Consider the following 13,079-nt stretch of genomic DNA (forward strand, 5'->3'; position numbering starts at 1 on the left):
CGCCGCGAGCAGTCGAAGGGCCACAAACTCGCCCATTGATTACAGGCAGATCTCGCATCTGCCACAGCCTCCACATGTATGAGTACAATTTGATCAGATTACCCGCCAAAATGATAAATTCCGCACCGGCCTTATCGGTTTGCACGTTGCATCCGCTCTTTTTTTCGGTCCAATAAGGACGAATTCAACGACAATTGAACGAGAGACACCTTGACCGACACAACACCAGTTCTGGAAATCCGCGGCCTGCACAAGTCATATGGCGAGCTGGAAGTGATCAAAGGTGTTGATATCACCGCCCACCGGGGCGATGTGGTCTCTCTCATTGGATCATCCGGTTCGGGCAAATCCACCCTGCTGCGCTGCTGCAACCTCCTGGAGGACAGCCAGGAGGGTGACATCCTCTTCAAAGGCGAACCGATCCGCTGGTCAGGACGCGGTCTTGCGCGGCGTCCCGCGGACCCGAAACAGGTGCTGCGCATCCGCACCAACCTGTCGATGGTATTCCAGCAGTTCAATCTCTGGGCCCATATGACCATTCTGCAAAACGTCATGGAGGCGCCGCTGACCGTGCTCGGTCGCGACCGTGCCGAGGTCGAGGAGGCCGCGCGCAAATACCTCACCAAGGTGGGGATCGGCGACAAATGCGATGCCTATCCCGCGCAGCTCTCCGGCGGACAGCAGCAGCGCGCCGCCATTGCGCGCGCACTCTGCATGGAACCCGAGGCGCTGCTGTTTGACGAACCGACCTCTGCTCTTGATCCCGAACTGGAACAGGAAGTGGTCAGGGTGATCAAGGATCTCGCCGCCGAAGGCCGCACCATGATCATCGTGACCCATGACATGAACATGGCCGCAGATGTGTCCAGCCATATCGTCTTTCTGCACAAGGGCCTCATCGAAGAAGAAGGCTGCCCGGACGAACTCTTTGGCAACACCCGCTCCGAACGCCTGCGGGGCTTTCTTGCCTCCACGCGACACGGTAAATAATCATCATAACAACCAAACCAAACGGGAGTAACCTCATGAAATCTCTTATCCTCAGCACCGCTGCGCTGGCTCTTACGGCCGGTATCGCGATGGCCGACACCGTGCGTCTGGGCACCGAGGGCGCCTACCCTCCGTACAACTTCCTGAACGACGACGGTCAGGTTGACGGTTTTGAGCGTGAGCTGGGCGACGAGCTGTGCAAGCGCGCCGAACTGGACTGCGAATGGGTCACCAATGACTGGGATTCGATCATCCCGAACCTGCTGTCGGGCAACTACGACACCATCATCGCCGGCATGTCGATCACCGAAGAGCGCAAGGAAGTTGTGAACTTCACCACCGGCTACACCCGCCCGTCGCCCTCCGCCTATGCGGCGATGTCGGCTGATGTCGATGTGAACAGCGCCGTTGTGGCAGCACAGGCCTCCACCATTCAGGCCGCCCATGTCGCCTCCACCGGCGCCACCCTGGTCGAATTCCCCACCCCGGATGAAACCGTCGCTGCGGTGAAAGCTGGCGAAGTCGACGCGGTCATGGCCGACAAGGACTTCCTGATCCCGATCGTCGACGAAACCGAGCTGTCCTTCGTTGCAGAGGACGTGCTGCTGGGCGGTGGCATCGGCATGGCGTTCCGCAAATCCGATGATGAGCTGCGCGGCAAGTTCGACGCTGCCATCGAATCGATGAAGGCAGACGGCTCGCTGAACGCCCTGCTGGAAAAATGGGAAATCGAAGGCCGGTTCTGAGCCCTCGCATCATCCTGATATCAAGGAAGGGGGGCGGCATGGCCCCCCTTCGCCCTTGACCGGTCCCGCTCCGCTGTGGCGCCCTGACCGGTCCCTGTCCGAACGAGGCCCGCCATCTTCTCCTTTTGCACCGATCCGGCCAGCCTGGAGGGTTTCCAGTGGCTGAGCTGTTATCTCACCACCGGCAAGCATTTTGCCTTCTACGCCTCCTTCGGGACGGTTCTGCTGCTGCTGGCTGTCACTGCGCCCGCGGCGCTGGCCTTCGGCTTTGGCGGCGCCATGGCTGCCCGCGCGCAATTCGCGCCGCTCTCCTGGCTGGGCAAGGCCTATATCGCCATTGTGCGCGGCGTGCCGGATATTGCCTTTTTCCTGTTCTTCGTCATCGCTCTGGATCAGGGCATCGAATATCTGCGCCATCAGGTGAAATGCCCCGACTGGGACGCGCCGGTGCGCCAGGGCAATGACTTTGTTGTCTGCGACATCGCCAAGATGCCGCTTAGCACCTCCGAACAGTGGATCCATGAGGTCTATGGCTTCACCCTTGCGGTGGTCACCTTCGCTATCGTCTTCGGCGCCTTTGCCGCCAATGTGCTCTATGGCGCCATGCGCGCTGTGCCCCGCGCCCAGATCGAAACCGCCGAAGCCTATGGCATGAGCCACCGACAGGCCTTCTGGCGCATTCTGGTGCCGCAGATGTGGACCTATGCGCTGCCCGGTCTGTCGAACCTGTGGATGGTCCTGATCAAGGCGACGCCGCTGCTGTTCCTACTGGGGGTTGAGGATATCGTCTATTGGGCACGTGAACTCGGCGGCTCCAAGACGGCCCGCTTCACCGACTACCCCCATGGCGACTGGCGCATGTGGTATTTCCTCGGCCTTCTGGTCTTCTACCTCGCGTTCACCAAACTCTCCGAACTGGTGCTGGACCGGATCCGCGACCGGCTCTCCCACGGTCAGGCCACGCTGGCCGGCGAAGCGCAAAGGAAAGCGTCATGAGCTGTATCCAGACACTGCAAGATTACGGCCTGCGCGCCCTCGGCATCGGCGAACGCATGTTGCCGCGCAGCGATTTCACCCTCTGCGACCAGTTTGTGCTGATCGGTTCGGGGATGCTGTGGAACATCTATTTCGGCGCGATCGCCGTCATCATCGGGTTTGTCATCGCCAATGGCGTGGCGCTGGCCAAGAATTCCACCTCCACGCCGCTGCGCAAAGCTGCGGAATGGTTCATATTCATCTTCCGTGGCTCGCCGCTGTTCATCCAGTTCTTCTTTGCCTACTTCCTGTTCCTGCAACTGAAATCGGTGTCCTCCATCTTTGACCCGCTGTCGGCGGCCTGGCTCGGGGCGCTGATCGTGCTGATCCTCAACACCGCCGCCTATTCCGCCGAAATCTTCTACGGCGCGCTGCGGTCGATCCCAAAGGGCGATATCGAGGCGGCAGATGCCTATGGCCTCTCCGGCTGGACCCGGTTTCGTCGAATCATGTGGCCAACGATGATGCGGCTGGCCTGGCCCTCCTACACCAACGAAGCGATCTTTCTCTTCCACGCCACCACGCTGGTGTTCTTCTCCGGCTTTCCGGCATGGCAACAGCGCGGCGATGCGCTCTACTACGCCAGCTATTTCGCGGACAAGACCTTCAACCCCTTCGTGCCCTACCCGATCCTGGCCTTCTATTTCATCCTGCTGACGCTGGCGGTGATCACCCTCTTTGGCGCGATCAATACCCGTCTGAACGCACATCTGCCGCAGGACCGGCGGAAAAAAATTCGCTTGCGTCCTAATCTGATCCGGTAGTATCCATTATTTGATCAAATTTAGAACCTGAGTTTCTGGCAGCAGAATCCTGCGAGTTCATGGACAAATTCTAGGTTATACTGAGTTATGATCAAAAATTGGACCAGGGGTGATAAACTGCCCCGGCCCTGCTGCGCCCCATCCGGGGGCGCTGGCGGCCGGTGGTGCCCTCGAAACCGTCAGGTGATTAAATGAAGAACTGGCTCAGGAAAAACCCGCATGTGCGCACCATCCGCGTTGCGGCGGCGGACATCAACGGTCAGGCCCGGGGCAAGCGCGTCCCTGCCCGCTTTGCCGACAAGGCGGTAGAGGAAGGCACCCGGTTCCCGCTATCGGTCCTGAACCTCGACATCTGGGGCGAGGATATCGACGACAGCCCGCTGGTGTTTGAAAGCGGCGATGCCGACGGCGTGCTGAAGCCAACCGAACGTGGCTTTGTGCCGATGCCCTGGCTCGACGCGCCTTCGGCGCTGCTGCCGATCTGGATGTACCGCGAAGACGGGCGCGCCTATGAGGGCGATCCGCGCCATGCGCTGCGCGCCGTGGTGGACCGCTACAAGGCACTGGGGCTGACCCCGGTGGTCGCGGTGGAGCTTGAGTTCTTCCTGATCGACGACAGCGGCAAAAAACTGCAGGTGCCGACCTCTCCCCGCTCCGGCAAGCGCCGCAAGGCAGCAGAGACCATGTCGATCCGGGCACTGGACCAGTTCGACACCTTCTTCACCGATCTCTACGACGCCTGCGAGGACATGGACATCCCCGCCGATACTGCGATTTCCGAGGCGGGTCTGGGCCAGTTCGAAATCAACCTGATGCACGGTCCCGACGCACTGCGCGCCGCCGATGACGCCTGGCTGTTCAAGATGCTGGTCAAGGGTCTTGCCCGCCGCCACGGTTTCGCGGCCAGCTTCATGGCCAAACCCTATGACGATTACGCCGGCAACGGGTTGCATACCCATTTCTCTGTGCTGGATCAGGACGGCAACAACATCTTTGACGATGGCGGCCCCAAGGGCACCGATGCGATGCGCCACGCCGTCGGCGGCTGTCTGAAGGCCATGGGCGATTCCACCCTGGTGTTTGCGCCGCATGGCAACAGCTATGACCGGATGGTGCCGGGCGCCCATGCCCCCACCGGCATCTGCTGGGCCTATGAGAACCGCACCGCCGCCATCCGCGTGCCCTCAGGCAGCCCCAAGGCGCGCCGCATCGAGCACCGCTTTGCCGGCGGCGACGTGAACCCTTATCTGATGCTGACCGCCATCCTCGGCGCAGCGCTTTATGGGATCGAGAACAAGATCGACCCCAATGAGCCGATCACCGGCAACGCCTATGCGCTGGACCTGCCGCAGGTGCCCAATACTTGGCAAAGCGCCATCGACGCATTCGAGAGCTCCGAGATCATCCCGCAGTTCTTCTCCGCCGAGATGATCCGCAACATGGTGCTGACCAAACGCCAGGAGCTGCATTACATGGAAGAACTCACCCCGGAGGAACGGGTGGAGATCTACCTGGATACCGTCTGACGGCCTCTTGCCCGCCGTCCTGACGGCGGGCTATCGTCCCGTGCAGCGAACTCCTTTCTAACTGGTGACTTATGAAAATCGGCATTCTGCAAACCGGCCATGCGCCCGAAAACCTGATCGACAGCGCCGGCAACTATGACCAGATGTTCCGCACCCTGCTCGCCGACGGCGGGTTTGAATTCGACACCTATGCGGTGGTCGACAATGTCTTCCCCTCCGGCGCCGATGCGGCGGATGGCTGGCTGATCACGGGCTCCAGACATGGCGCCTATGAGGATCACGACTGGATCCCCCCGCTGGAGGATCTGATCCGCGAAATCCACGCCCGCAAGAAGCCTTTGGTCGGCATCTGCTTTGGCCATCAGATCATCGCTCAGGCGCTCGGCGGCAAGGTGGAGAAATTCGCAGGCGGCTGGGCCGTTGGCCCGGTGACGTATCAGATGGACGGCAAGCCCCTGCGGCTCAATGCCTGGCATCAGGATCAGGTCACCGCCCTGCCCGAAGGCGCCCGCGTGCTGGCGGGCAACGACCACTGCAAGAACGGCATCCTGGCCTATGGCGATCATATCTGGACCCTGCAACCGCACCCGGAATTCGCCAGCAGCTTTGTCGGCGGTCTGATCGACAGCCGCGGTCGCGGCGTGGTCCCCGATGAGATACTGGACGCTGCCAGCGCCGACCTGCATCACCCCGTCCAATCGGACGAAATCGCAACCTTCCTCAATGCTTTTTTCAAGAAAGAGAGGACCTGATGTCAGCCTGGCTCGACACTCTTCCCGAAGCAGCACAAGCCTATCTGGAGGGGCGTCGTCTCGACGAAGTCGAATGCGTTATCTCGGACCTGCCGGGCATCGCCCGAGGCAAGGCGGTGCCGGCATCCAAATTTGCCAAGCAGGATTATTTCCACCTGCCCGACAGCATTTTCTACCAGACCATCACCGGCGACTGGGCTGATGCTGCGGATGACGACGGCTGGATCGAAAAGGACATGACGCTGAAGCCGGACATATCCACCGCCACCGCCGCCCCCTGGACGGCGGACTGGACGCTGCAGGTGATCCACGACGCCTATGACCGGGACGGCGACCCGATCCCCTACAGCCCGCGCAACGTGCTGAAGCGGGTGGTCCAGCTGTATCACGATCAAGGCTGGGAGCCGATTGTGGCGCCGGAAATGGAATTCTTCCTGGTCGCGCGCAATCTGGACCCGGCGCATGAAATCAAGCCGATGATGGGCCGCTCCGGCCGTCCCGCCGCGGCACGGCAGGCCTATTCGATGACCGCGGTAGACGAATTCGGCCCCGTCATCGACGACATCTACGACTTTGCCGAAGCGCAGGGGTTCGAGATCGACGGCATCACCCAGGAAGGCGGCGCGGGCCAGCTGGAAATCAACCTGCGCCACGGCAACCCGGTGAAGCTCGCGGATGAGGTCTTCTACTTCAAGCGGCTGATCCGTGAGGCCGCCCTGCGCCACGACTGCTTTGCCACTTTCATGGCCAAGCCGATCGAGGATGAGCCGGGCTCTGCCATGCACATCCACCATTCGGTGATCGACATGGAGACCGGCGAGAACATCTTCTCAGGCCCGCAGGGCGGCGAGACGGATGCCTTCTTCCACTTTATCGCCGGTTTGCAGAACCACCTGCCCGCAGGCCTTGCGGTGATGGCACCCTATGTGAACTCCTACCGCCGCTACGTGAAGGACCACGCCGCGCCGATCAATCTGGAATGGGCGCGCGACAACCGCACCACCGGCATCCGCGTGCCGCTGTCCGGCCCCGAAGCGCGGCGGGTGGAGAACCGCATCGCCGGCATGGACTGCAACCCCTATCTGGGCATCGCTCTGTCGCTCGCCTGCGGGTATCTGGGCCTGATGGAGGAAAAGCGCCCGCGCAAGCAGTTCAAGGGCAACGCCTATGACGGGGATGGCGACATTCCGCAGGTCATGGGCGAGGCGCTTGACCTGTTCGAAGAGGCCACCGCCCTGCATGAGGTGCTGGGACCCGAGTTCGCCCGCGTCTACTCAATCGTGAAACGCGCCGAATATGACGAATTCCTGCAGGTGATCTCCCCCTGGGAGCGCGAGCATCTGCTGATGAACGTCTAACACTGTCGGCGCTGATCTCTCCGCCGAGGTCAGCGCCGGTGAGTATTTATGGAAAGATGACAGGCAGTTGCGCGTAACCGGACATGGGGCGGCGACTGCCGGGGACTGAGGTGTGCCATGGGGTTGAACCTGCTCTATTCCAACGACCGCAAAGGGACCTATCCCGATAGCTGGTATGCCGCAACGGCCACACCGCTGGCGCCTTTTGCGCCGTTGACGGGCGACGCCCGCGCTGATGTCTGCGTTGTCGGCGGTGGCTACACCGGGCTGTCGGCGGCGCTGCATCTGGCCGAGGCCGGGCGTTCGGTGATCCTGCTGGAGGCCAACCGCGTCGGATTTGGTGCCTCCGGTCGCAACGGCGGCCAGCTTGGCAGCGGTCAGCGTATGGAACAGGACGGGCTGGAAAACCTGCTGGGTGCGGCGGATGCCGAAAAGCTCTGGCAGCTGGCAGAGGACGCCAAGGATCTGGTGAAATCGCTGATCACGCGCCACGATATCGACTGCCATCTGAAGCCCGGCATTGCCCATGCTTGTTTCTCGAAGGGCGAGGTCGACCACGAACACCGCTATGTGGAGCATCTGCAGAACCGCTATGGCTACCAGGAGATCACCGCCCTGGATCACGATGGTTTGCAGGCGATCTGCCCCTCGCCCGCCTATGTCGGCGGCTCACTCGATATGGGGGCGGCGCATCTGCACCCGTTGAAATACGCGCTTGGCCTCGCCCGTGCCGCTGCGGCAGCCGGTGTGCGGATCTGTGAGGGCAGCGAGGTTCTGAACATCGACGAGGGCAAGCAGATCCGGCTGCGCACCGCGGCGGGAGAGGTCGTTGCCGATCAGCTGGTGCTGGCCTGCAACGGCTATCTCGGCGGGCTCAACCGCCGCGTGGCGGCGCGGGTGATGCCGATCAACAATTTCATCGCCGCGACCGCGCCGCTTGGCGCCGAAACCGCGCGGGTACTGGCCCGCGATGTGGCGGTGGCCGACAGCAAATTTGTGGTGAACTATTTCCGGCTCAGCCACGACGGCCGCCTGCTGTTCGGCGGTGGTGAAAGCTATGGCTACCGCTTCCCCAGCGATATCGCCGCCACCGTGCGCAAGCCGATGGTCCAGATCTTTCCGCATCTCCGCGATGTGAAGATCGACTACGCCTGGGGCGGCACCCTCGCGATCACTATGAAACGGATGCCCTATCTGGTGCGGCTGGCGCCCAATGTGCTCTCGGCCTCGGGGTATTCCGGCCATGGCGTCGGCACCGCCACCCATGCAGGCCAGTTGATGGCGCAGGCCATCGCCGGAGAGAGCGACGGCTTTGATACCATGGCCCGCGTACCCGCCCCCGCCTTTCCCGGCGGCACCGCCATGCGCAGCCCCCTGCTGGCGCTGGCGATGACCTGGTATGCGCTGCGCGACCGGATCGGCGTCTGATCCTGCGCGGCCCAGGCCACAGGGGATCACCCCCGCAGACCACGCCCGCAGCCAAAGCAACAGTTCTGTGAAATTTTCCGCCAAAACCTGCCGATCCCGCGGGCGAGGCTTGGCATTTTTGCGCCAAGCATTTATGTTTTTGGAAAGGTAGATTCAGGATTTTGAAATATGAGCCAGGCATCCCCGTCGCAAGTCCCGAACGTCCATCAGGCAGAACCGATCCCGGAGGCCGCCCGCGCCGCCATTGACGCCCTGATGCAGTCTGGCGATCTGTTCCGCTACACCGCGCCGCAGGATGCGCCGGTTGCCCTGCTGGAAGAGGAATTTGCCCAGCTCCTTGGCAGCAAATACGCGCTGGCGGTCTCCTCCTGCTCTGCGGCGCTGTTCCTGTCGCTGAAGGCGCTGGACCTGCCCCGCGATGCCCGGGTGCTGATCCCCGGCTTCACCTTTGCGGCCGTGCCCTCGTCGATTGTCCACGCCGATTGCGTGCCGGTCCTCTGCGAGGTGGGGGCCAACTACCGGATCGACATGGCCGATTTTGAGGCCAAGCTGGGGGATGTGCAGGCGGTGATCATCAGCCATATGCGCGGCCATACCTCCGATATGGATGCGATCATGGCGCTCTGCAGCGCGCGCGACATTCCGGTGATTGAGGATGCCGCCCATTCGCTGGGCACCACCTGGCATGGCCGCAATATCGGCACGCTGGGCGCCATCGGCTGCTTCTCGTTCCAGTCCTACAAGATGATCAACGCCGGCGAAGGCGGCATCCTGGTTACCGATGATGCCGATCTGGTCGCCCGCGCCGTGATCATGTCCGGCGCCTATGAGCACAACTGGAAAAAACACAAATCCGCCCCCGGCGACAACACCGGCGCGCTCGAGCAGGCCTTTGCCAACTGGCAGAACCAGCTGCCGCTTTATAACCTGCGGATGAGCAACCTGTCGGCCGCCGTGATCCGCCCGCAGCTGCCCGAACTGGCGCGCCGGGTGCGCGACGGGCTGAAGAACCACGACTATGTCGCAGATCAGCTCAACCGCTCGCCGCATATCGACGTGCCTGCCCCATTGCCGCCGGAACAGCGCGCGCCGGATTCGATCCAGTTCAACCTGGTCGATATGAGCAGCGAGGAGATCAACCGCTTTGCCGCCGCAGCCGAGGCGCGGGGCGTCAAGGTGCAGATCTTCGGCCTCTCCGAAGACAACGCCCGCGCTTTCTGGAACTGGCAGTTCCTGCGCGATATCCCCGAGCTGCCGCAGACCCGCGCCATGCTGATGCAGGCCTGCGATGTGCGCCTGCCGGTGCGCCTCAGCCGCGACGAACTCGATGTGATCGCCACTGTGCTGCTGTCTGCGATGGCCGACGCCATGGGGGCCGCTGCCGCCTGACTCTGCGGGCGGCGGGGTTCATCGGACACCGGGGCGCGCAGGCTGAGGCGGCGCGACTTTTTGCTGGCGGCTTAGGCCGCAAACCGGCGAATTCCCGACCGCAGCCCGCGCCGCCGCTGGACATTGCCCGCCACCCTTGCGAGGGTCTGGCAACGACCAGAAGGACAGCCCCATGAGCGCGCGCAAGATCATTATCGACACCGACCCCGGACAGGATGACGCTGTCGCCATTCTGCTGGCATTGGCCAGCCCAGAAGAGATTGATCTGCTTGGCATAACCTGTGTTGCGGGCAATGTGCCGCTGGCGCTGACCCAGACCAATGCACGCCGCGTCTGCGAAGTGGCAGGCCGCCCGGACATGGCCGTCCACGCCGGTTGCGACGCGCCCTTGGCCCGGCCGCTGATCACCGCCGAACATGTGCATGGCAAGACCGGCCTCGATGGGCCGGAACTTTGGGATCCAACCATGCCGCTGGCTGCAACACATGCTGTCGATTTCATCATCGACAGCCTGCGCCGCGAAGCTCCCGGCACCGTTACGCTCTGCCCGCTGGGGCCGCTGACCAATATTGCCACCGCCTTTCAGAAAGCCCCCGACATCGTCGCCCGCGTACAGGAGATCGTGCTGATGGGCGGCGCCTATTTCGAGGTCGGCAACATCACCCCGGCGGCGGAATTCAACATCTACGTCGACCCGGAGGCCGCCGCCGCCGTGCTCAGCTCCGGCGTGCCGGTCACCATGATGCCGCTGGATGTCACCCACAAGGCGCTGGCCACCCGCCCCCGGATCGAGGCGATCCGTGCATTGGCCACCAAAGTGGGCGATTTCACCGCCGATATGCTTGATTTCTTTGAACGCTTTGATGTCGAGAAATACGGCTCCGAAGGCGGCCCGCTGCATGATCCCTGCGTCATTGCCTATCTGATCCGGCCTGAGCTGTTCTCGGGCCGCAAGATCAACGTGGTGGTCGAAACCACCTCCGAGCTGACCCTCGGCATGACTGTGGCCGATTGGTGGGGGGTCACCGACCGGCCTGCCAATGCGCTGTTCATTGGCGATCTGGACGCCGATGGTTTCTTTGACCTGATCACCAGCCGATTGGCCACCCTATGAGCGCCGCGCTGCACCTTGCAGGCCCCGAGGATCTGACCCGTGTTCTGGATCTCGTCGCGGCCTTTCACGGCGAGATGGGCATCGCCTCAGATGAGCCGCACCGCCGCGCCGCCATTGAGCCGCTGCTGAACGGGCTGCCCTATGGCGCCGTCTATCTGATCGGCCCGACCCGCGCACCGGTGGGCTATATCGTTGTCACCTTCAGCTGGTCGGTGGAGTTTGGCGGCATGGATGGTTCTATCGACGAGCTGTTCATCCGCCCGCCCGTGCGCGGGCGCGGCATTGCCACCGAAGTGCTGTTTTCCCTGCCCCGCACCCTGGCCGAAGCCGGCATCAAAGCGCTGCATCTGGACGTCGACAGAAACAATGCGCCTGCCCGCGGGCTCTATGCCCGAGCCCGGTTCGAGCCGCGCGACACACACATGCTGATGAGCCGCAAGCTCTAGCACCGGACCACCGCGCATGCCGCCCGCTTGCGGACGCGCCCGGGCGTTCCCGGACGTGCGCGCAGGCCGCCGCACAGCGATTGCCTGTGCGCGGATGGCACGCTGTCTGGCGCCAGTTTCGCGCCCCGTGAATTATTTTTCATGACACAGGGAACCAATCTGCACGTCTGGGGTTCTCTCTCTGAACCAGCGGCGCGGGGCACCGGCCAGCGCCAGCGCGATCACAGCGCGATGGAACAGACCAATTGAACACACCGTGGAACGTGTGGGAGCGCGCCGCCAACCGATAGGCGGCGCAACGAAGACAGCGGCAGAAGCCGTGATGCACAGCCACCCACCGGGGTGGGCGCCGGGCGAACACCCGCGCGCGTAACACCGGATCCGTCACGCCTCATCACACCATGGGGCCATGGATCCGCACGACGGCGGCAGCCTTTTGGCGGTCGACCAAACCGGGGTTCAGGGGTGGGCCCCAGCAGCTGAGCGGAGCCGTCCTGGGGTGTGGCGGCTCCGGTTGGCGCCAGTCGAAGCGGGCCGGAGACGGCGTATCGCCGGGACAAGCCACAAAGATGCAGGAGCGCTCCTGCACAGCCATCACAAGCGCATCAATGACAGGAAAGGAAATCTCATGAAATCCCATATCCTCGCCGGCCTCAGCGCCGCGACGCTGGCGCTCTCCGCCTGCACCGATCTGACCCCCGAACAGCGCACAGTGGCCGGTGTCGCCGGTGGTGCCGCAGCAGGTCTGATTGCCGCCGACGCGCTCAAGGCCGATGACGACTGGCGCCTGATTGCCGCCCTTGGCGGGGCCGCCGCCGGTACGCTTGTGGCGCAGAACAACCAGTCGCGCCAATGCGCCTATTCCCGCGGTGACGGCACCTATTACACAGCGGCCTGCCCGTGATTCCAGCGCAGAGCGCGGGCGAGACCTGCGGCGTTCGCATCACGGATCGCGGATCCGACCCAACAGTCAAAGAAAGACCCTGAGAGCGGATCCGCTCTCAGGGTCTTTCCCTGTCGCCAACGGCTTGAAATTAAGCCGCGCCCCCTCTGCGCCAAGTCCCTGACATACTCAGGGCTGACAATGTCGATCCCCCTTTGGCAGGGCGCCTCAGAGCCCCCCGGCCACCATTGCGCCCTGTGTCATCGACATGCTGTGAACCGGATCAGCCACATTTGCGTCATGCCCTGTCAGCGGATAATGCCCGGGCCCCGCACAACCGGCCAGCAGGGCCACCGCAATGATGAACCCCAGCGGCAGCCAGCTTGCGGTTCCGGCCACCCTCACCGCAGGCTTCGGATAAACACTCTCCCGGGCTTTCAGATGTGCAGTCGCTCCCATGATCTTCCCCTCCTGGCCAGCGCCACCCCCGTAGCGCCTGCGACCAAGACTGCCATAGCCGCGATCACAGGTCTGTGAAGCAGGCCACAGAAGTGCGCCATCCGCACAGATTTCGATCTGAGAGGTTATCGGCGCAGATCCGGGGCCGTCCTCGCCCCGACACGCAGGCCCGGCACCCAGGCCCGGCAC

Annotated in this window: 13 protein-coding genes; 12 read left to right on the forward strand and 1 reads right to left on the reverse strand. The window is 63.0% G+C overall.

The features are described from left to right. The first annotated feature begins 210 nt into the window (after nt 1-210). The 12 genes from VWZ81_RS14775 (at nt 211) to VWZ81_RS14830 (ending at nt 12,452) form a co-directional block, all read left to right on the forward strand. Nucleotides 211-990, forward strand: coding sequence for an ABC transporter ATP-binding protein (locus tag VWZ81_RS14775; protein WP_340545221.1), 780 nt, complete (start codon nt 211-213; stop codon nt 988-990). A 35-nt stretch (nt 991-1,025) separates the two neighbouring features. Further along, a complete protein-coding gene (locus VWZ81_RS14780) occupies nt 1,026-1,736 on the forward strand; it encodes a transporter substrate-binding domain-containing protein (protein WP_340545220.1) in 711 nt (236 codons plus the stop codon). Between the two features lie 114 nt (nt 1,737-1,850). After that, the gene (locus VWZ81_RS14785) at nt 1,851-2,732 is read left to right on the forward strand and encodes an ABC transporter permease (protein WP_416542900.1); all 882 of its coding nucleotides are present in this window, start codon (nt 1,851-1,853) and stop codon (nt 2,730-2,732) included. Then, on the forward strand, nt 2,729-3,535 hold the full coding sequence (locus VWZ81_RS14790; RefSeq protein WP_340545219.1) for an ABC transporter permease: 807 nt from the start codon (nt 2,729-2,731) through the stop codon (nt 3,533-3,535). The genes VWZ81_RS14785 and VWZ81_RS14790 overlap by 4 nt, the downstream gene beginning before the upstream one ends. 191 nt (nt 3,536-3,726) lie before the next feature. Next, the gene (locus VWZ81_RS14795) at nt 3,727-5,061 is read left to right on the forward strand and encodes a glutamine synthetase family protein (protein WP_340545218.1); all 1,335 of its coding nucleotides are present in this window, start codon (nt 3,727-3,729) and stop codon (nt 5,059-5,061) included. A 71-nt stretch (nt 5,062-5,132) separates the two neighbouring features. Continuing rightward, nucleotides 5,133-5,813, forward strand: coding sequence for a type 1 glutamine amidotransferase (locus tag VWZ81_RS14800; RefSeq protein WP_416537342.1), 681 nt, complete (start codon nt 5,133-5,135; stop codon nt 5,811-5,813). Continuing rightward, complete coding sequence (locus VWZ81_RS14805) at nt 5,813-7,171, forward strand: glutamine synthetase family protein (RefSeq protein WP_340545216.1); 1,359 nt, start codon at nt 5,813-5,815, stop codon at nt 7,169-7,171. Before VWZ81_RS14800 ends, VWZ81_RS14805 begins: the two co-directional genes overlap by 1 nt. Before the next feature lie 117 nt (nt 7,172-7,288). After that, nucleotides 7,289-8,599: an NAD(P)/FAD-dependent oxidoreductase gene (locus VWZ81_RS14810; RefSeq protein ID WP_416542887.1), complete on the forward strand. Its 1,311-nt coding sequence runs from the start codon at nt 7,289-7,291 to the stop codon at nt 8,597-8,599. A 168-nt stretch (nt 8,600-8,767) separates the two neighbouring features. Next, on the forward strand, nt 8,768-9,988 hold the full coding sequence (locus VWZ81_RS14815) for a DegT/DnrJ/EryC1/StrS family aminotransferase (RefSeq protein WP_416542886.1): 1,221 nt from the start codon (nt 8,768-8,770) through the stop codon (nt 9,986-9,988). A gap of 172 nt (nt 9,989-10,160) precedes the next feature. Further along, on the forward strand, nt 10,161-11,102 hold the full coding sequence (locus VWZ81_RS14820) for a nucleoside hydrolase (protein WP_416542885.1): 942 nt from the start codon (nt 10,161-10,163) through the stop codon (nt 11,100-11,102). Beyond that, nucleotides 11,099-11,548 carry a GNAT family N-acetyltransferase gene (locus VWZ81_RS14825; RefSeq protein ID WP_340545212.1) on the forward strand — a complete coding sequence of 150 codons (450 nt, stop codon included), beginning with the start codon at nt 11,099-11,101 and terminating at the stop codon, nt 11,546-11,548. Before VWZ81_RS14820 ends, VWZ81_RS14825 begins: the two co-directional genes overlap by 4 nt. A 628-nt stretch (nt 11,549-12,176) precedes the next feature. Then, the gene (locus VWZ81_RS14830) at nt 12,177-12,452 is read left to right on the forward strand and encodes a glycine zipper 2TM domain-containing protein (protein WP_340545211.1); all 276 of its coding nucleotides are present in this window, start codon (nt 12,177-12,179) and stop codon (nt 12,450-12,452) included. A gap of 207 nt (nt 12,453-12,659) precedes the next feature. Here the strand turns inward: VWZ81_RS14830 and VWZ81_RS14835 are convergent, their stop codons facing one another. After that, nucleotides 12,660-12,890, reverse strand: coding sequence for a hypothetical protein (locus VWZ81_RS14835; protein ID WP_416536293.1), 231 nt, complete (start codon nt 12,888-12,890; stop codon nt 12,660-12,662). Nucleotides 12,891-13,079: the final 189 nt, after the last annotated feature.

Source organism: Phaeobacter sp. JH20_34 (assembly GCF_048056095.1).
GTDB lineage: Bacteria > Pseudomonadota > Alphaproteobacteria > Rhodobacterales > Rhodobacteraceae > Phaeobacter > Phaeobacter bryozoorum.